The 18510-nt window shown below is 42.9% G+C and carries 21 protein-coding genes; all 21 read left to right on the plus strand.

The annotated features are described in order from the left end of the window. The first annotated feature begins 74 nt into the window (after positions 1 to 74). Positions 75 to 947, plus strand: coding sequence for a sporulation-specific protease PrtG (prtG, locus tag M0696_RS00275; RefSeq protein ID WP_222143873.1), 873 nt, complete (start codon positions 75 to 77; stop codon positions 945 to 947). A gap of 210 nt (positions 948 to 1157) precedes the next feature. Beyond that, a complete protein-coding gene (veg, locus tag M0696_RS00280) occupies positions 1158 to 1418 on the plus strand; it encodes a biofilm formation stimulator Veg (RefSeq protein ID WP_003218330.1) in 261 nt (86 codons plus the stop codon). 162 nt (positions 1419 to 1580) lie between these two features. Next, on the plus strand, positions 1581 to 1766 hold the full coding sequence (locus M0696_RS00285) for a small, acid-soluble spore protein, alpha/beta type (RefSeq protein WP_003218333.1): 186 nt from the start codon (positions 1581 to 1583) through the stop codon (positions 1764 to 1766). Between the two features lie 147 nt (positions 1767 to 1913). After that, positions 1914 to 2783 (plus strand): 4-(cytidine 5'-diphospho)-2-C-methyl-D-erythritol kinase, encoded by an 870-nt coding sequence (ispE, locus tag M0696_RS00290; RefSeq protein ID WP_166854750.1) that lies wholly within the window; start codon positions 1914 to 1916, stop codon positions 2781 to 2783. Positions 2784 to 2838: 55 nt separating this feature from the next. Then, positions 2839 to 3696, plus strand: coding sequence for a pur operon repressor (gene purR / locus M0696_RS00295; RefSeq protein WP_003218342.1), 858 nt, complete (start codon positions 2839 to 2841; stop codon positions 3694 to 3696). After that, complete coding sequence (gene ridA, locus M0696_RS00300; RefSeq protein WP_003218344.1) at positions 3693 to 4070, plus strand: 2-iminobutanoate/2-iminopropanoate deaminase; 378 nt, start codon at positions 3693 to 3695, stop codon at positions 4068 to 4070. Before purR ends, ridA begins: the two co-directional genes overlap by 4 nt. A gap of 195 nt (positions 4071 to 4265) precedes the next feature. Then, positions 4266 to 4559, plus strand: a complete 294-nt coding sequence (gene spoVG, locus M0696_RS00305; protein WP_003218346.1) for a septation regulator SpoVG — start codon at positions 4266 to 4268, stop codon at positions 4557 to 4559. A 192-nt stretch (positions 4560 to 4751) separates the two neighbouring features. Further along, positions 4752 to 6122 (plus strand): bifunctional UDP-N-acetylglucosamine diphosphorylase/glucosamine-1-phosphate N-acetyltransferase GlmU, encoded by a 1371-nt coding sequence (gene glmU / locus M0696_RS00310; RefSeq protein WP_248602369.1) that lies wholly within the window; start codon positions 4752 to 4754, stop codon positions 6120 to 6122. A gap of 22 nt (positions 6123 to 6144) precedes the next feature. Further along, on the plus strand, positions 6145 to 7098 hold the full coding sequence (locus M0696_RS00315; RefSeq protein WP_003218353.1) for a ribose-phosphate diphosphokinase: 954 nt from the start codon (positions 6145 to 6147) through the stop codon (positions 7096 to 7098). An 84-nt stretch (positions 7099 to 7182) separates the two neighbouring features. Continuing rightward, a complete protein-coding gene (locus tag M0696_RS00320) occupies positions 7183 to 7800 on the plus strand; it encodes a 50S ribosomal protein L25/general stress protein Ctc (RefSeq protein ID WP_014112303.1) in 618 nt (205 codons plus the stop codon). A 107-nt stretch (positions 7801 to 7907) separates the two neighbouring features. Continuing rightward, positions 7908 to 8474 (plus strand): aminoacyl-tRNA hydrolase, encoded by a 567-nt coding sequence (gene pth, locus M0696_RS00325; protein ID WP_014112304.1) that lies wholly within the window; start codon positions 7908 to 7910, stop codon positions 8472 to 8474. Positions 8475 to 8533: 59 nt separating this feature from the next. Further along, a complete protein-coding gene (gene fin, locus M0696_RS00330) occupies positions 8534 to 8764 on the plus strand; it encodes an anti-sigma-F factor Fin (RefSeq protein ID WP_166854530.1) in 231 nt (76 codons plus the stop codon). Positions 8765 to 8833: 69 nt separating this feature from the next. Further along, positions 8834 to 12367 carry a transcription-repair coupling factor gene (gene mfd / locus M0696_RS00335; protein WP_166854529.1) on the plus strand — a complete coding sequence of 1178 codons (3534 nt, stop codon included), beginning with the start codon at positions 8834 to 8836 and terminating at the stop codon, positions 12365 to 12367. Between the two features lie 135 nt (positions 12368 to 12502). Next, positions 12503 to 13039 (plus strand): stage V sporulation protein T, encoded by a 537-nt coding sequence (gene spoVT / locus M0696_RS00340; RefSeq protein ID WP_166854528.1) that lies wholly within the window; start codon positions 12503 to 12505, stop codon positions 13037 to 13039. Positions 13040 to 13220: 181 nt separating this feature from the next. Beyond that, positions 13221 to 14819 carry a putative polysaccharide biosynthesis protein gene (locus M0696_RS00345; RefSeq protein ID WP_248602370.1) on the plus strand — a complete coding sequence of 533 codons (1599 nt, stop codon included), beginning with the start codon at positions 13221 to 13223 and terminating at the stop codon, positions 14817 to 14819. After that, positions 14809 to 16278 (plus strand): bifunctional methyltransferase/pyrophosphohydrolase YabN, encoded by a 1470-nt coding sequence (gene yabN, locus M0696_RS00350; RefSeq protein WP_248602371.1) that lies wholly within the window; start codon positions 14809 to 14811, stop codon positions 16276 to 16278. The genes M0696_RS00345 and yabN overlap by 11 nt, the downstream gene beginning before the upstream one ends. 2 nt (positions 16279 to 16280) lie before the next feature. Further along, positions 16281 to 16541 carry an RNA-binding S4 domain-containing protein gene (locus M0696_RS00355; protein WP_003218370.1) on the plus strand — a complete coding sequence of 87 codons (261 nt, stop codon included), beginning with the start codon at positions 16281 to 16283 and terminating at the stop codon, positions 16539 to 16541. 78 nt (positions 16542 to 16619) lie between these two features. Continuing rightward, entirely contained in the window at positions 16620 to 16922 is a 303-nt protein-coding gene (yabP, locus tag M0696_RS00360; protein WP_003226714.1) for a sporulation protein YabP, read from the plus strand. Beyond that, the gene (yabQ, locus tag M0696_RS00365) at positions 16919 to 17554 is read left to right on the plus strand and encodes a spore cortex biosynthesis protein YabQ (protein ID WP_166854525.1); all 636 of its coding nucleotides are present in this window, start codon (positions 16919 to 16921) and stop codon (positions 17552 to 17554) included. Before yabP ends, yabQ begins: the two co-directional genes overlap by 4 nt. Before the next feature lie 17 nt (positions 17555 to 17571). Next, a complete protein-coding gene (gene divIC, locus M0696_RS00370; protein WP_166854524.1) occupies positions 17572 to 17949 on the plus strand; it encodes a cell division protein DivIC in 378 nt (125 codons plus the stop codon). Between the two features lie 80 nt (positions 17950 to 18029). Continuing rightward, on the plus strand, positions 18030 to 18416 hold the full coding sequence (locus M0696_RS00375; RefSeq protein WP_003218379.1) for a S1 domain-containing RNA-binding protein: 387 nt from the start codon (positions 18030 to 18032) through the stop codon (positions 18414 to 18416). Positions 18417 to 18510 lie beyond the last annotated feature (94 nt).

Below are 18510 nucleotides of genomic sequence, written 5' to 3' on the forward strand. Positions count from 1 at the left end.
CTCAGCGAAAAAAGGCGCTTTCTCAAGGCTCTTTCTTTCATGATGAGGCTTAGTCTATGTGTGGAGTGAGGAACGTGCAATTTCAAATAGGGGATATGGTAGCCAGAAAATCCTATCAAATGGATGTTTTGTTTCGCATTATAGGAATAGAGCAAACAAGCAATGGAAATTCAATCGCTATTTTGCATGGTGATGAAGTCAGGCTGATTGCTGATTCGGATTTTTCTGATCTGGTAGCAGTGAAAAAAGATGAGCAGATGATGCGGAAGAAAAAAGATGAGAGCAGAATGAACGAATCGCTCGAATTGCTCCGCCAGGATTATAAGCTGCTCAGAGAAAAGCAGGAGTACTATGCGACAAGCCAATATCAGCATCAGGAGCATTATTTTCATATGCCGGGCAAGGTGCTACATCTGGACGGTGATGAAGCATATCTGAAAAAATGCCTGAATGTCTATAAAAAAATAGGAGTGCCGGTCTACGGCATCCATTGCCATGAAAAGAAAATGTCTGCTTCTATTGAAGAATTGCTCGACAAATATCGACCTGACATACTGGTGATAACAGGGCATGATGCGTATTCGAAGCAAAAGGGCAGCATTGATGATTTGAACGCATACAGACATTCAAAGCATTTTGTTGAAACAGTTCAAAACGCCCGAAAAAAAATCCCTCACTTAGATCAGCTTGTTATTTTTGCGGGGGCCTGCCAATCCCATTTTGAATCACTCATAAGAGCGGGGGCAAATTTCGCGAGTTCACCATCAAGAGTCAACATTCATGCGCTTGATCCGGTATATATCGTCGCGAAAATCAGCTTTACGCCGTTTATGGAACGAATCAATGTATGGGAAGTGCTCCGAAATACGCTGACAAGAGAGAAAGGGCTTGGAGGTATTGAAACAAGAGGAGTGCTGAGAATTGGAATGCCTTATAAGTCTAATTAACAGTTGAAAACCTGTATAGGAGATCTATGCGGGTTTTTTATTTTACATATTGATACATAATTTACCGAAACTTGCGGAAAATAATTGAGGAATCATAGAATTTTGTCAAAATAATTTTATTGACAATGTCTTATTAACGTTGATATAATTTAAATTTTATTTGACAAAAATGGGCTCGTGTTGTACAATAAATGTAGTGAGGTGGATGCAATGGCGAAGACGTTGTCCGATATTAAAAGGTCGCTTGATGGGAATTTAGGTAAACGGCTGACGTTAAAAGCAAACGGTGGCCGCCGAAAAACGATTGAGCGTTCGGGCATTTTAGCTGAGACGTACCCTTCTGTTTTTGTGATACAACTAGATCAAGACGAGAACTCGTTTGAAAGAGTTTCATACAGTTATGCTGATATTTTGACTGAGACTGTTGAGCTGACATTTAATGATGACGCCGCAAGCTCAGTGGCATTTTAACGGGCAGTGAACCTTTTGTTTACTGCTTTTTGTTTTGCCCTTTTTTGGTTTCCAGTAATTTTAACGAAAGTTCCATCTGATTTAGCAAAAGATATAACGGTCACACCATATTATCGTGACGTGCACGAATGGCTATCACTTCTAAAAAAGGGGTTGTTTCGTTTGGGCAGACGTCGTGGAGTTATGTCAGATGAGTTTAAATATGAGCTGGCTAAAGACCTTGGTTTTTATGACACAGTCAAAAATGGAGGCTGGGGCGAAATTCGGGCCCGCGATGCCGGTAACATGGTAAAGCGCGCCATCGAAATCGCCGAACAGCAAATGGCTCAGAACCAGAATAACCGATAAGGATGTGACCCGGGGAACATGGCGTTCCCCGGTTTTTTGTGTTGGATATAAATACATAATTGGCTGCAATATGGATATGTTCATCCTGTACTTCAAATGTGATACAATGTTCATACTTATGTTTAGATGGAGAAGTAGGTGAAAGCTATGCGTATTTTAGAAAAAGCGCCAGCCAAGATCAATCTGTCACTTGACGTCACCCGAAAACGCCCGGATGGCTATCATGAAGTCGAAATGATCATGACGACGATTGATTTAGCGGATCGGATTGAATTGATGGAGCTGGCAGAGGATGAAGTGAGGGTTTCCTCCCACAACCGTTTTGTGCCCGATGACCAAAGAAACTTAGCTTATCAGGCTGCCAAGCTGATCAAGGACAGATACAATGTGAAAAAGGGAGTTTCCATCATGATTACGAAGGTGATTCCGGTGGCTGCCGGTCTTGCCGGCGGAAGCAGTGATGCGGCGGCGACCCTTAGAGGGCTGAACAGACTGTGGAATTTAAATCTTTCAGCAGAAACGCTTGCTGAGCTGGGAGCAGAAATTGGCTCCGACGTTTCATTTTGTGTCTATGGCGGAACTGCACTAGCAACAGGACGCGGCGAGAAAATTAAACACATCAGCACGCCTCCGCACTGCTGGGTCATTTTAGCGAAGCCGACAATCGGTGTTTCAACTGCTGAAGTGTACAGACAGCTGAAGCTGGATGATGTAGAGCATCCCGATGTACATGGCATGATTGAGGCTATAGAGGAAAAGAGTTTTCAAAAGATGTGCAGCCGTTTAGGCAATGTCCTTGAATCTGTAACGCTAGATATGCATCCTGAAGTTGCGATGATCAAAAACCAGATGAAACGCTTTGGTGCAGATGCCGTGTTAATGAGCGGGAGCGGCCCGACAGTGTTTGGACTGGTTCAGTATGAGTCGAAGGTACAGAGAATTTATAACGGGTTAAGAGGCTTCTGCGATCAGGTTTATGCGGTGAGAATGATCGGCGAACAGAACGCTCTTGATTAAATCCGTATGTTAAGTTATATTGATCTTAAAATATTCGGATTTTGGGGGTAAGTTCATGAAGTTTCGTCGCAGCGGCAGATTGGTGGACTTAACAAATTACTTGTTAACCCATCCGCACGAATTAATACCGCTAACCTTTTTTTCTGAGCGGTATGAATCTGCAAAATCATCGATCAGTGAAGATTTAACAATTATTAAGCAAACCTTTGAGCAGCAGGGGATCGGTACTTTGCTTACTGTTCCCGGAGCTGCCGGAGGCGTCAAATATATTCCGAAAATGAAGCAGGCTGAGGCTGAAGAGTTTGTGCAGACACTTGGACAGTCGCTGGCAAATCCTGAGCGTATCCTTCCGGGCGGTTATGTATATTTAACGGATATCTTAGGAAAGCCATCTGTACTCTCCAAGGTAGGGAAGCTGTTTGCTTCTGTGTTTGCAGAGCGCGAAATTGATGTTGTCATGACCGTTGCCACGAAAGGCATCCCTCTGGCGTACGCAGCTGCGAGCTATCTGAATGTGCCTGTCGTTATCGTTCGCAAAGACAACAAGGTAACAGAAGGCTCCACAGTCAGCATTAATTACGTCTCAGGCTCATCAAACCGCATTCAAACGATGTCACTTGCGAAAAGAAGCATGAAAACGGGTTCAAACGTACTCATTATCGATGACTTTATGAAAGCAGGCGGCACAATTAATGGTATGATTAACCTGTTGGATGAGTTTAACGCAAATGTGGCGGGGATCGGCGTTTTGGTTGAAGCCGAAGGAGTAGATGAACGTCTTGTTGATGAATATATGTCACTGCTTACTCTTTCAACCATCAACATGAAAGAGAAGTCCATTGAAATTCAGAATGGCAATTTTCTGCGTTTTTTTAAAGACAATCTTTTAAAGAATGGAGAGACGGAATCATGACAAAAGCAGTTCACACAAAACATGCCCCAGCGGCAATCGGACCTTACTCACAAGGGATTATCGTAAACAATATGTTTTACAGCTCAGGCCAAATTCCTTTGACTCCTTCAGGCGAAATGGTGAACGGTGATATTAAGGAGCAGACCCATCAAGTATTCAGCAACTTAAAAGCGGTGCTGGAAGAAGCAGGTGCTTCTTTAGAAACAGTTGTAAAAGCAACTGTATTTATCGCGGATATGGAACAGTTTGCGGAAGTAAACGAAGTGTACGGACAATATTTTGACACTCACAAACCGGCGAGATCTTGTGTTGAAGTCGCGAGACTCCCGAAGGACGCACTGGTTGAGATTGAAGTAATTGCATTAGTAAAATAATAAGAAAAAGTGATTCTGGGTGAGCTCGGAATCACTTTTTTATTTACCTTATGCCCGAAATGAAAGCTTTATGACCTAATTGTGTAACTATATCCTATTTTTTCAAAAAATATTTTAAAAACGAGCAGGATTTCAGAAAAAATCGTGGAATTGATACACTAATGCTTTTATATAGGGAAAAGGTGGTGAACTACTGTGGAAGTTACTGACGTAAGATTACGCCGCGTGAATACCGATGGTCGCATGAGAGCGATTGCATCCATCACGCTGGATCACGAATTTGTTGTTCATGATATTCGTGTGATTGATGGAAACAATGGTCTTTTCGTTGCGATGCCGAGTAAACGCACCCCTGATGGAGAGTTCCGCGATATCGCTCATCCTATTAATTCAAGCACGCGAGGTAAGATTCAAGATGCCGTGTTAAATGAGTATCATCGTCTGGGTGACACTGAAGCATTAGAATTCGAAGAAGCTGGAGCTTCTTAAAAAATAACCAAAAAGCAAGGACTGCTGAAAGGGCTGACAAAAGCCTTTTTCCGGCGGTCCTTTTTTAATTCTGATTTTTCAAACTTAATTGTACTCAATAGAAAATTCTTGCACTTCATCAAGTCTCCTTGAAATCATAAGATATTTAGGATATATTTTTCTATGGATAAAAGGGATATTGGAGGCCAATAAATGGATAAGCGGTTTGCAGTTGTTTTAGCGGCTGGACAAGGAACGAGAATGAAAACAAAGCTTTATAAAGTCCTTCATCCAGTTTGCGGTAAGCCTATGGTAGAGCACGTCGTAGACGAAGCCTTAAAGTTATCTTTATCGAAGCTTGTCACGATTGTCGGACATGGTGCGGAAGAAGTGAAAAAGCAGCTTGGTGATAAAAGCGAGTACGCGCTTCAAGCAGAACAGCTTGGCACTGCTCATGCTGTAAAACAGGCACAGCCATTTCTTGCTGACGAAAAAGGCGTTACAATTGTCATTTGCGGAGATACGCCGCTTTTAACAGCAGAGACAATGGAACAGATGCTGAAAGAACATACACAAAGAGAAGCGAAAGCTACGATTTTAACTGCGGTTGCAGAAGATCCAACCGGATACGGCCGCATTATCCGCGGTGAAAACGGAGCGGTTCAAAAAATCGTTGAGCACAAGGACGCCTCTGAAGAAGAACGTCTTGTGACTGAGATCAATACCGGTACGTATTGTTTTGATAATGAAGCGCTGTTCCGGGCCATTGATCTGGTGTCTAATGATAATGCTCAAGGCGAGTACTATTTGCCGGATGTCATAGAGATTCTTAAAAACGAAGGCGAAACTGTTGCCGCTTACCAGACTGGTAATTTCCAAGAAACGCTCGGAGTTAATGATAGAGTTGCTCTTTCTCAGGCAGAACAATTTATGAGAGAGCGTATTAATAAACGGCATATGCAAAATGGCGTAACGCTGATTGACCCGATGAACACGTATATTTCTCCTGACGCTGTCATCGGAAGCGATACTGTAATTTATCCTGGAACCGTGATTAAAGGTGAGGTGCAAATCGGAGAAGATACGATTATCGGCCCTCATACGGAGATTATGAATAGTTCCATTGGCAGCCGTACGGTTATTAAACAATCGGTAGTCAATCATAGTAAAGTGGGGAATGATGTAAACATAGGACCTTTTGCTCACATCAGACCTGATTCTGTCATCGGGAATGAAGTGAAGATCGGGAATTTTGTTGAAATCAAAAAGACGCAATTCGGAGACCGAAGCAAGGCTTCTCATTTAAGCTATGTCGGTGATGCTGAGGTAGGCACAGATGTAAACTTGGGCTGCGGTTCAATAACTGTCAATTATGATGGAAAGAATAAATATTTGACGAAAATTGAAGACGGCGCGTTTATCGGCTGCAACTCCAACTTGGTTGCCCCTGTCACAGTCGGAGAAGGCGCTTATGTTGCTGCAGGTTCAACTGTTACGGAAGATGTACCTGGAAAAGCACTTGCTATTGCCAGAGCGAGACAAGTAAATAAAGACGATTATGTGAAAAATATTCATAAAAATTAATCCTAAATTCGGAGGTTTATCCATGTCTAATCAATACGGAGATAAGAATTTAAAGATTTTTTCTTTAAATTCGAATCCAGAGCTTGCAAAAGAAATCGCAGATATAGTTGGAGTTCAATTAGGGAAATGTTCTGTCACAAGATTTAGTGATGGGGAAGTTCAAATTAATATCGAAGAAAGTATTCGCGGATGTGACTGTTATATCATCCAGTCTACAAGTGACCCCGTTAACGAGCATATTATGGAACTGTTGATTATGGTAGATGCATTAAAACGCGCTTCTGCAAAAACGATTAACATTGTGATTCCTTATTACGGTTATGCACGTCAAGACAGAAAAGCAAGATCCCGTGAGCCAATTACAGCAAAACTTTTTGCTAACCTGCTTGAAACAGCCGGTGCGACTCGTGTGATTGCACTTGACCTGCATGCGCCGCAAATTCAAGGATTCTTTGATATACCGATTGACCACTTAATGGGTGTTCCGATTTTAGGAGAATATTTTGAAGGTAAAAACCTTGAAGATATCGTCATTGTTTCACCAGACCACGGCGGTGTGACACGCGCCCGCAAACTGGCTGACCGACTAAAAGCGCCGATTGCAATTATCGATAAGCGCCGTCCGCGTCCAAACGTGGCGGAAGTCATGAATATTGTAGGTAATATCGAAGGGAAGACCGCTATCCTTATCGATGACATTATCGATACTGCAGGTACCATTACACTTGCTGCTAATGCGCTCGTAGAAAACGGAGCGAAAGAAGTATATGCATGCTGTACGCACCCTGTATTGTCAGGCCCTGCTGTTGAACGGATTAATAATTCAACAATTAAAGAGCTTGTTGTGACGAACAGCATCAAGCTTCCTGAAGAAAAGAAAATTGAACGGTTTAAGCAGCTTTCAGTCGGACCGCTTCTGGCTGAGGCAATTATTCGCGTTCATGAGCAGCAATCAGTCAGCTATCTATTCAGCTAAACCGTTACTTTGAGGTTTAAATCCTTATCGTTATGGGTATTGTTTGTAATAGGACAATAAAACGATAATAGGATGGTGCTGAATATGGCAACTTTAACGGCAAAAGAAAGAACGGACTTTACTCGTTCGTCTCTTCGGAATATCCGTACTTCAGGACATGTTCCAGGTATCATATATGGGAAAGACACGGGAAACAAACCTGTATCATTAGACAGTGTGGAGCTGATCAAAACGCTGAGGGATGAAGGTAAAAATACAGTCATCACGCTTGACGTCAGCGGAGAAAAACATTCTGTCATGGTAACAGACCTGCAAACGGACCCGCTGAAAAATGAAATTACTCATGCTGACTTTCAAGTGGTCAATATGAGTGAAGACATTGAGGTGGAAGTTCCGATTCACCTGACTGGAGAAGCCATTGGAGTGAAAAACGGAGGCGTGTTGCAGCAGCCGCTATATGCACTTACTGTAAAGGCTAAGCCAAAAGCCATTCCGCAAACGATTGAGGCTGATATTTCAAACCTCGATGTAAATGAAGTACTGACTATAGCGGATTTGCCTGCTGGCGGTGACTACTCCTTTAATCATGAATCAGATGAGGTCGTGGCGTCTATTCTTCCTCCGCAGCAGCAGGAAGCAGCTGAGATAGATGAAGAGGAATCCGCTGATGCTCAGCCTGAAGGTGAAAACAAAGAACAATAATAGCTTAAGGCGTAACCCTCCCGCGGTTACGTCTTTTGTGCTAGAATGAGAAGAATTATAGCCCGCTTATGCAGACGGGAGTTTATGTGACTAAGGGAGGATTCGCCATGCTTGTGATAGCCGGTCTCGGAAACCCGGGGAAGAACTATGAAAATACTCGGCATAATGTCGGATTTATGGTGATAGATCAGCTTGCAAAGGAATGGAATATTGAGCTGAATCAAAATAAATTTAACGGATTATACGGAACCGGATTTGTTTCCGGCAAAAAGGTTCTACTTGTTAAACCGCTTACATATATGAATTTATCAGGAGAATGTTTGCGGCCTTTAATGGACTACTATGATGTCGATAACGAAGATTTGACTGTCATTTACGACGATCTTGATCTTCCGACTGGCAAGATCCGTTTAAGAACGAAAGGAAGCGCCGGAGGACACAATGGCATCAAATCACTGATCCAGCATCTTGGAACATCCGAGTTTGACCGGATCCGCATCGGAATCGGCCGGCCTGTAAACGGCATGAAGGTCGTTGATTATGTGTTAGGCTCTTTCACCAAGGAGGAGGCACCCGACATTGATGGAGCGATCGATAAGTCTGTGAAGGCTTGTGAAGCTTCTCTGAGCAAACCGTTTTTAGAAGTCATGAACGAATTTAACGCGAAGGTATAAAATGAATCAACAAAGTCCATACTACACCAAAATGACTTTTTCATCAGGAGGTCCCTTGTATGGCTTTGCATTATTATTGTCGTCATTGCGGAGTGAAAGTAGGCAGTCTCGAATCTTCTATGGTATCGACTGACTCACTTGGATTTCAGCACTTAACAAACGAGGAAAGAAACGATATGATTTCTTATAAAGAAAATGGAGATGTCCATGTTTCGACGATATGTGAAGATTGCCAAGAGGCGCTTGACCGAAATCCGCATTACCACGAACATCACACATTTATTCAATAAAAAGCTTTGGTGTAGATACTAGACCAAAGCGTTTTTCTGTTCTCACAGGAAACAGAGAGGAGGGGCCATATGGACAACATTCAAACCTTTATAAAAGAAAGCGATGACTTTAAATCCATCATCAACGGTTTACACGAGGGGCTGAAGGAACAGCTGCTCGCGGGTCTGTCGGGTTCCGCGCGTTCTGTTTTTACTTCTGCCCTGGCTAATGAAACGAATAAGCCTATCTTTCTAATCACCCATAATTTATATCAAGCCCAGAAAGTAACGGATGATCTGACTTCACTTCTAGAGGATCGGTCTGTCCTTTTGTACCCCGTCAATGAACTCATTTCATCAGAAATCGCAGTCGCAAGCCCTGAATTGCGGGCGCAGCGATTAGATGTCATTAATAGATTAACGAGTGGAGAAGCGCCAATTGTCGTTGCTCCTGTAGCTGCACTCAGAAGAATGCTGCCGCCTGTAGAGGTCTGGAAAAACAGCCAAATGCTCATTCAAGTGGGCCATGACATCGAACCTGACCAGCTTGCATCACGTCTGGTAGAGGTAGGATATGAGCGTTCTGATATGGTTTCTGCACCCGGGGAATTCAGTATTCGCGGAGGAATCATTGATATTTACCCGCTGACGTCAGAGCACCCAGTTAGAGTTGAACTTTTTGACACTGAAGTGGATTCAATCCGCAGCTTTAACTCAGATGATCAGCGGTCAATTGAGACTCTTACCTCGATCAATATCGGTCCTGCAAAGGAATTGATTATCAGACCTGAAGAAAAAGCGCGGGCGATGGAGAAAATCGATAAAGGCCTTGCCGCAAGCCTGAAAAAATTAAAGGTCGACAAGCAAAAAGAAATTCTTCATGCGAATATTTCTCACGATAAAGAACGCTTGTCAGAAGGCCAGACAGATCAGGAGCTGGTGAAGTATCTCTCATATTTCTATGAAAAGCCTGCTAGTTTACTAGATTATACTCCTGAGAATACACTTCTGATTTTGGATGAAGTCAGCCGGATCCATGAGATGGAAGAGCAGCTTCAAAAAGAAGAAGCGGAGTTCATAACAAACCTTCTTGAGGAAGGGAAGATTTTGCATGACATCAGTTTGTCATTCAGCTTCCAAAAAATAGTGGCTGAGCAAAAACGGCCTCTGCTGTACTATTCTTTATTTTTACGGCATGTACACCATACGAGTCCGCAAAATATCGTCAATGTATCAAGCAGACAAATGCAGAGTTTCCATGGCCAAATGAACGTGCTTGCTGGTGAAATGGAACGTTTTAAAAAATCCAACTTCACCGTTGTGTTCTTAGGAGCAAACAAGGAACGTACACAGAGATTATCTTCAGTTCTGGCTGATTATGAAATCGAAGCGGCCATGACAGATAGCAAAAAGGCGCTTGTTCAGGGACAGGTCTATATTATGGAAGGCGAGCTCCAATCGGGATTTGAGCTGCCGTTAATGAAGCTTGCGGTTATTACGGAAGAAGAACTGTTTAAAAACCGTGTAAAAAAGAAGCCTCGAAAACAGAAGCTTACTAATGCAGAGCGCATCAAAAGCTATTCCGAGCTTCAAATCGGTGATTATGTCGTTCATATTAATCACGGGATCGGAAAGTACTTAGGGATTGAAACCCTTGAAATTAATGGTATCCATAAAGACTATTTAAATATTCATTACCAGGGAAGCGACAAGCTTTACGTCCCTGTAGAACAAATTGATCAGGTTCAAAAATATGTCGGCTCCGAAGGAAAAGAGCCGAAGCTGTACAAATTAGGCGGAAGCGAATGGAAGCGGGTCAAGAAAAAAGTAGAAACATCCGTTCAGGATATTGCTGATGATTTAATTAAGCTGTATGCCGAAAGGGAAGCAAGCAAGGGCTATGCGTTTTCTCCTGACCATGAGATGCAGCGTGAATTCGAATCAGCGTTCCCTTATCAAGAGACTGAGGATCAGCTTCGTTCCATTCACGAAATCAAAAAGGACATGGAAAGAGAACGTCCGATGGACCGCTTGCTATGCGGAGATGTCGGCTACGGTAAAACAGAGGTTGCCATACGTGCCGCGTTTAAGGCGATAGGTGATGGAAAGCAGGTAGCCCTGCTCGTTCCGACAACTATTTTGGCACAGCAGCACTATGAAACCATTACCGAGCGCTTCCAAGACTATCCGATTAATATCGGCCTTCTCAGCAGATTCAGAACGAGAAAAGAAGCGAACGAAACGATCAAAGGATTGAAAAATGGCACTGTTGATATCGTTATCGGGACGCACCGGCTGTTATCAAAAGATGTCGTTTATAAAGACTTAGGGCTCCTCATTATTGATGAAGAGCAGCGCTTCGGTGTAACCCATAAAGAAAAGATCAAGCAAATTAAAGCCAATGTTGATGTATTAACATTAACAGCGACACCGATTCCGCGTACGCTGCATATGTCTATGCTTGGCGTAAGGGATCTTTCAGTCATAGAGACTCCGCCGGAAAACCGCTTTCCCGTACAGACGTATGTTGTGGAATACAACGGCGCCCTTGTCAGAGAGGCGATTGAACGCGAGCTTGCACGCGGAGGACAGGTCTATTTCTTGTACAACCGGGTAGAGGATATCGAGCGGAAAGCGGATGAGATCTCAATGCTTGTCCCTGACGCTAAGGTAGCGTATGCACATGGGAAAATGACAGAAAATGAATTAGAAACCGTTATGCTGAATTTCCTTGAAGGAGAATCAGACGTTCTCGTCAGCACAACCATTATTGAAACAGGCGTAGACATCCCGAACGTCAATACGCTGATTGTATTTGACGCCGACAAGATGGGTCTTTCTCAGCTTTATCAGCTGCGGGGGCGTGTCGGCCGTTCTAATCGGGTGGCGTATGCGTACTTCACGTACCGCCGGGATAAAGTGCTGACAGAAGTGGCTGAAAAAAGGCTGCAGGCTATTAAAGAGTTCACAGAGCTCGGTTCCGGTTTTAAAATCGCAATGCGTGACTTAACGATTCGCGGAGCCGGGAATCTTCTTGGCGCCCAGCAGCACGGCTTCATCGATTCGGTCGGATTTGACCTCTATTCACAAATGCTGAAGGAGGCCATTGAAGAGCGTAAAGGAGATACAGCGAAGACAGTGCAGTTTGAAACAGAAATTGATGTCGAGCTTGACGCGTATATTCCTGAAACCTATATTCAAGACGGCAAACAGAAAATTGATATGTATAAACGCTTCAGGTCTGTGGCTACAATCGAAGAGAAGAATGAACTTCAAGACGAAATGATCGACCGGTTTGGAAACTATCCAAAAGAAGTCGAATACTTGTTTACTGTTGCAGAAATGAAGGTTTATGCGAAACATGAACGTGTTGAACTGATTAAGCAGGATAAAGATGCGGTCAGATTGACGATTTCTGAAGAAGCAAGTGCAGAAATTGACGGCCAGAAGCTGTTTGAGCTTGGCAATAAATATGGCAGACAAATCGGACTGGGAATGGAAGGAAAAAAACTCAAAATCTCCGTACAGACAAAAGGCCGCAGTGCCGATGAATGGCTCGAAACGGTGCTGGGCATGCTGAAGGGTTTAAAAAATGTGAAAAAGCAAACCATTTCATCAACGTAAATTTTGTTACTCTCTGGTGTATATTACATTTGATGTGACGGATACTAATTTCAAGCGAGGCGGAAGGTACATAAAGTAACTGCTTTAGGTCTTTCCCACATGTATATACCATCAAATGAAAGAGAGGCACCAGAGATGAAAGCAACCGGTATCGTACGTCGTATTGATGACTTAGGTCGGGTCGTAATTCCTAAAGAAATTCGCAGAACTCTTAGAATCAGGGAAGGCGATCCGCTTGAGATTTTTGTAGATCGTGACGGAGAAGTGATTTTGAAAAAGTACTCTCCGATCAGTGAGCTTGGAGACTTTGCAAAGGAGTATGCAGACGCGCTTTACGACAGTCTCGGCCATTCAGTGCTGATTTGTGACCGTGATGTATATATTGCCGTGTCAGGCAGCTCGAAAAAAGACTACTTAAATAAGTCAATCAGCGAAATGCTGGAAAAAACAATGGATCAGCGCAGTTCCGTCCTTGAGAGTGATGCAAAATCAGTACAGCTTGTTAATGGCATAGATGAGGACATGAATTCTTATACTGTCGGCCCGATTGTGGCGAATGGCGATCCGATAGGCGCTGTGGTGATTTTTTCAAAGGATCAGACAATGGGCGAAGTAGAGCATAAAGCCGTTGAGACAGCAGCTGGATTTTTGGCTCGTCAAATGGAACAGTAGGTCTTATTCCTTTTATCGAAAATAGGTATGAAAAGAACAGCTCTCCTTGGGACGCTGTTCTTTTTTATGCATGCCCAAAAAGGATTCCAAGGGTTGGGATGTGGTATAATAACCTCGTTTTTATTTGTGCCGCGGTAATATGTAAACCGTATTGCCCCTGACGTTGGGAAGGAGCTTTTGGATGGACGATTCAATAGGCGTTAAACGGCATTGGATTTGGCAGGGGGCTTTTGTTTTAATCCTGGCAGGAGTCATCTCAAAAATATTAAGCGCCGTTTACAGAGTCCCGTTTCAAAACATTGTCGGAGATGTTGGATTTTATATATATCAGCAGGTGTATCCCTTTCTTGGTATTGCAGTCATGCTGTCCACATCAGGATTTCCGGTCATTATTTCGAAACTGATGAATGATTATAGTGAAAAAAGCCGTCACACCATATTAAAAATATCAGCGTTATTTTTGTCTTTAATCGGTGTTTTATTATTTCTTTGCTTATATATGGGTGCTGTTCCAATCGCACTTTTTATGGGAGATTCACATCTCGCCATGTTAATTCAAGTGACTGCATATGCATTTCTGCTGTTCCCGTTTGTTGCGTTGCTTAGAGGAGGTTTTCAAGGGCGGCACGATATGCTCCCGTCAGCCTTATCGCAAATGACAGAGCAGTTTCTGCGGGTTGCGGTGCTCTTGGGCTTATCTTTTTGGCTCGTCAAAAAGGGAGCCTCGCTCTATATTGCGGGAGCGGCAGCTGCTTCTGGATCTCTTGCCGGAAGTTTTGTTGCGTTGATCATACTCGGATTTTTTTGGTTTAAAGCGAAAAGTGACAATCAAACGGACAGGCAAAATGAAAATGTCATAACAATAAAAGAATTGACGAAAAAACTGTTTTTATATTCGGTTACAATTTGTGTAAGCAGTTTGCTGCTTTTGTTTATCCAGCTTGTGGATGCTTTGAATTTATATGCTTTGCTTTCGGGCGGTGAAGCAAGCGAAGAAGCGAAACGCCTAAAGGGGATTTATGATCGGGGGCAGCCCTTGCTGCAGCTCGGTTCGGTTTTCGCGGTGAGCATTGCGACGTCACTCGTTCCGTATATTTCTAAGGCTGTAAAGAACAAAGAGCTGAAGATTATGAAAGAAAAAGTTGCGTCCTCTTTAAAACTATGTCTTGTGCTGGGTACAGGGGCGTCAGCTGGACTAATTTGCATTCTTGAGCCGGTCAATATCATGCTATTTCAAAATGGTGAAGGGACAGCTGCGTTACAAGTTTTCAGCTGCTCTATTTTGTTTGCATCCTTGGCAGTTACGGCAGCCGCAGTTTTACAGGGCGCGGGATACACAGTTTTTCCTGCGATAGCGGTAGGTGCAGGTGTTGCAGTGAAATGGGTGTTAAATACTCTTTTGGTTCCGCACTATGGGATTGAAGGTGCATCACTTGCAACAGCGGCTTCCTTTGCGGCTGTCGCCGGACTTAACTTGTATCGGCTTCGGCAAAAGGAATGGCTTGGTAAGCTCAAAGGCATTATGATTCCGGTCATTGGATCTGCCCTTTTGATGTCGGCTGTCTTGCTTGCATATATGCGTCTCTGGACTTTTTTGATTCCTGCAGCAGGAAGAGGAGCGGCAGTTATTGAAAGTCTTTCTGCTGTTGCCATTGGTGGCGCGGTGTTTATTTATTGTATGATGAAATTGGGAATATTTACGGATGAAGAGCTGAACAGTGTGCCTTTTGGCAGCAAGTTAAGCAAAATCGTGAGAAGGAGAGAACAAAATGGCAGGTAATATTACAGTCGTCGGACTTGGTGCCGGAGACATGGACCAGTTGACAATTGGTATACACAAGCTGCTGACGAAGGCAGATACGCTGTATGTCAGAACCAAGGATCATCCTTTAATTGAGGAGCTTGAAAAAGAAACGAAGAACATCCGTTTCTTTGATGATATATATGAGAAACATGATCAGTTCGAGGCGGTATATGAAGAAATTGCTGATATCCTCTTTGAAGCGGCGCGGCGTGAGGACGTGGTTTATGCTGTGCCGGGACACCCTTTTGTCGCAGAAAAAACAGTTCAGCTGCTGACGGAGCGGCAGGAAAAGGAAAACGTTCAAGTGAAAGTCGCGGGTGGACAAAGTTTCCTTGATGCCACATTCAATGCCTTGCAAATTGACCCGATTGAAGGTTTTCAATTTGTGGATGCCGGCACATTGTCTGCGGATGAGCTTGAGCTCAGACATCATCTGATCATATGTCAGGTTTACGACCAAATGACGGCTTCTGAAGTCAAGCTGACATTGATGGAGAAACTGCCTGATGATTATGAGGTCGTCATTGTGACTGCAGCAGGCAGCCGTGGCGAGGAGATCAGGACAGTGCCATTATTTGAGCTGGACCGCAATGTCGCCTTGAACAACTTAACAAGTGTGTATATTCCGCCGATTAAAGAAGAGAAGCTGCTTTATCACGAATTCTCCACGTTCCGAAGCATCATCAGAGAGCTTCGCGGACCTAATGGATGTCCGTGGGATAAAAAGCAGACGCATCAGTCATTAAAGCAGTACATGATTGAAGAATGTTATGAGCTTCTCGAAGCTATTGACGAAGAAGACACAGACCATATGATCGAAGAGCTTGGCGACGTTTTGCTTCAGGTCTTGCTTCACGCGCAAATTGGTGAAGATGAAGGTTATTTCACAATTGATGATGTCATAAAAGGAATCAGTGAAAAAATGGTCCGAAGACATCCCCATGTGTTTAAAGATGTTAAGGTTCAGGATGAAAACGATGTTTTGGCCAATTGGGAAGATATAAAAAAGGCCGAAAAAAATACATCTGAATCATCGTTACTAGACAGCGTACCGAAAACCCTTCCAGCTCTTTCGAAAGCTGCTAAATTGCAGAAAAAAGCAGCGAAGGTCGGTTTTGATTGGGAAGACGTCAGCGATATTTGGGAAAAAGTAAGCGAGGAAATGAAGGAGTTTTCTTCTGAGGTTTCTGAAGATCCTCATGAACACAATCTCAAGGCTGAGTTTGGCGACATTTTGTTTGCACTAGTGAATGTAGCCCGCTTTTACAAAATAGAACCGGAGGAAGCATTGGCCATGACCAATGACAAATTCCGAAGCCGGTTCTCGTATATTGAGGAAACAGCGAAAGAAAAGGGAATCGAGCTGGCTGACATGTCTCTTGAGGACATGGACAAACTGTGGAATGAAGCAAAAGGAACTGAGAGGAGATCGTAAATATGAGATTAGATAAATTTTTAAAAGTATCACGGCTGATTAAACGACGTACACTAGCAAAGGAAGTAGCTGACCAGGGGCGCATCGCTATTAACGGTAACCAGGCCAAAGCAAGCTCTGACGTAAAACCGGGAGATGAACTAACGGTCCGCTTCGGCCAAAAGCTTGTAACGGTTCAAGTAAATGAGTTGAAAGACACGACGAAAAAAGAAGAAGCTGCAAACATGTATACCATCCTAAAGGAAGAAAAACTCGGCGAATAGGCTTGTTCTAAAAAAATCCCCTGCCTCATACAATGCAGTAATAATGCTAAAAGTATCGAGGATATGGGGGCTGAATAGATGAATTCATATTATGATCAAAAAGGTTCTTCGTCTGTTCCGGAACAGCATGATGTGACAATGAAAGGCCGGAAGCATTTAGATATTTCTGGAGTGAAGCATGTAGAGAGCTTTGATAACGAAGAATTCCTGCTGGAAACGGTGATGGGAATGCTCTCAGTCAGAGGCCAAAACCTCCAGATGAAAAATCTAGATGTAGAAAAAGGGATTGTTTCTATTAAAGGCAGGGTATTTGATTTAGTGTACTTAGACGAACAACAAGGGGATAAAGCTAAAGGGTTTTTTAGCAAGTTGTTTAAATGACGCTAACGACACAATTCTATACAATGCTGGCGATGTCCGGTATGGGCCTCTGGCTTGGGGCGTCGCTTGATACATACCGGCTCTTTGTCATTCGTGCCAAAACAGCCAGATGGCTATTATTTATTCATGATATTCTTTTCTGGATTGTGCAAGGGCTGCTTTTCTTTTATGTCTTGCTACATGTAAATGAGGGAGAATTCAGGCTTTACATCTTTTTAGCGGTTCTGCTGGGCGTTGCGACGTATCAGAGCCTTTGCAAACGAATCTATATAAAAATACTGAAATTCATCATTTACCTTGTTGTTTCTGTTTATCAATTCTTCAAAAAACTCATTCAGCACGTGTTATTTCGTCCTATTGTATGGACATTCGGAGCGATCATCTGGTTGGGTGCGTTTCTATTAAAGAAAACATACCGCCTAATCATTTTTCTCTTGTTGTGTCTATATAAAATAGTCATGGTTCTGTGTTTTCCGATCCGTTTTATCGCAAAACAATGTTTGAAACTTCTTCCTGTAAGAATGCGTCTAACTTTTAGACGTTATTTTGAAAAAGGTGCAGGATTTCTCAAAAAGAAGAAGAAACTATTGGTAACCATAAGAACGACCATTACACGTTTTTTGAAGAGATGAAAGGAGGACCGTCTGGTTTGAATTTTTCCAGAGAACGAACGATATCTGAAATACAAAATGACTATAAAGAACAAGTAGAGCGGCAGAATCAGCTGAAGAAAAGAAGACGCAAAGGGCTATACAGACGGTTGACTGTATTCGGCGCCCTAGTATTCCTGACGGCAATTGTGCTGGCAAGCTCTGTATGGTCCCAAACATCTTCCCTTAGCGCAAAAGAAGAAAAGAAAGAACAACTTGAAAAAGAACTGAAAAGTTTAAAGGCAAAACAAACGGATTTAAAAGAAGAAATATCCAAATTGAAGGATGAGGATTACGTCACAGAGCTTGCCAGAAGAGACTTATTCATGTCTGGAGACGGAGAAATTATCTTCAATGTGGAGAAGAAGAGCAAGTAGCCTTGTTGACACTTAAATTTTTATTTAGGTATAATTAAGCAAACGATCTTTTTATAAGCCTAAGGAGGAGCACTTTTTTTATGTCGATTGAAGTTGGCAGCAAGTTGCAAGGGAAAATTACAGGTATTACAAATTTTGGAGCATTTGTTGAATTGCCTGGAGGCTCAACCGGTCTCGTTCACATCAGTGAGGTAGCTGATAACTATGTCAAAGACATTAATGATCACTTAAAAGTCGGCGACCAAGTTGAAGTGAAAGTCATCAACGTTGAAAAAGACGGGAAAATTGGTTTATCTATTAAAAAAGCTAAAGACCGTCCGCAAGCCAGACCTAGAAATGATTTCCGTCCGAAAGAATCTTTTGAACAGAAAATGAATAAGTTTTTAAAAGACAGCGAAGATCGCTTGTCATCTTTAAAACGCAACACGGAATCAAAACGTGGAGGGCGCGGAGCAAGAAGAGGATAACTTGCTGCTTTCTATAAATAAACGAAGCATCCGTTCATCCCGCGGATGCTTTTTTTATTATCCTCACACGCTTTAAGAGTCAGAAAATTATAAC

Origin of the sequence: Bacillus rugosus, from assembly GCF_023238245.1 — a bacterium.
GTDB classification, from domain to species: Bacteria; Bacillota; Bacilli; order Bacillales; family Bacillaceae; genus Bacillus; species Bacillus rugosus.

Bases quoted from the DNA above. Each gene is read 5' to 3' on its own strand.
- glmU (WP_248602369.1), top strand. From the start codon at position 4,752: ATGGATAAGCGGTTTGCAGTTGTTTTAGCGGCTGGACAAGGAACGAGA.
- M0696_RS00345 (WP_248602370.1), top strand. From the start codon at position 13,221: ATGGACGATTCAATAGGCGTTAAACGGCATTGGATTTGGCAGGGGGCT.
- pth (WP_014112304.1), top strand. From the start codon at position 7,908: ATGCTTGTGATAGCCGGTCTCGGAAACCCGGGGAAGAACTATGAAAAT.
- mfd (WP_166854529.1), top strand. From the start codon at position 8,834: ATGGACAACATTCAAACCTTTATAAAAGAAAGCGATGACTTTAAATCC.
- yabQ (WP_166854525.1), top strand. From the start codon at position 16,919: ATGACGCTAACGACACAATTCTATACAATGCTGGCGATGTCCGGTATG.
- yabN (WP_248602371.1), top strand. From the start codon at position 14,809: ATGGCAGGTAATATTACAGTCGTCGGACTTGGTGCCGGAGACATGGAC.
- M0696_RS00320 (WP_014112303.1), top strand. From the start codon at position 7,183: ATGGCAACTTTAACGGCAAAAGAAAGAACGGACTTTACTCGTTCGTCT.
- purR (WP_003218342.1), top strand. From the start codon at position 2,839: ATGAAGTTTCGTCGCAGCGGCAGATTGGTGGACTTAACAAATTACTTG.
- M0696_RS00355 (WP_003218370.1), top strand. From the start codon at position 16,281: ATGAGATTAGATAAATTTTTAAAAGTATCACGGCTGATTAAACGACGT.
- M0696_RS00375 (WP_003218379.1), top strand. From the start codon at position 18,030: ATGTCGATTGAAGTTGGCAGCAAGTTGCAAGGGAAAATTACAGGTATT.
- spoVT (WP_166854528.1), top strand. From the start codon at position 12,503: ATGAAAGCAACCGGTATCGTACGTCGTATTGATGACTTAGGTCGGGTC.
- M0696_RS00315 (WP_003218353.1), top strand. From the start codon at position 6,145: ATGTCTAATCAATACGGAGATAAGAATTTAAAGATTTTTTCTTTAAAT.
- ridA (WP_003218344.1), top strand. From the start codon at position 3,693: ATGACAAAAGCAGTTCACACAAAACATGCCCCAGCGGCAATCGGACCT.
- veg (WP_003218330.1), top strand. From the start codon at position 1,158: ATGGCGAAGACGTTGTCCGATATTAAAAGGTCGCTTGATGGGAATTTA.
- yabP (WP_003226714.1), top strand. From the start codon at position 16,620: ATGAATTCATATTATGATCAAAAAGGTTCTTCGTCTGTTCCGGAACAG.
- fin (WP_166854530.1), top strand. From the start codon at position 8,534: ATGGCTTTGCATTATTATTGTCGTCATTGCGGAGTGAAAGTAGGCAGT.
- ispE (WP_166854750.1), top strand. From the start codon at position 1,914: ATGCGTATTTTAGAAAAAGCGCCAGCCAAGATCAATCTGTCACTTGAC.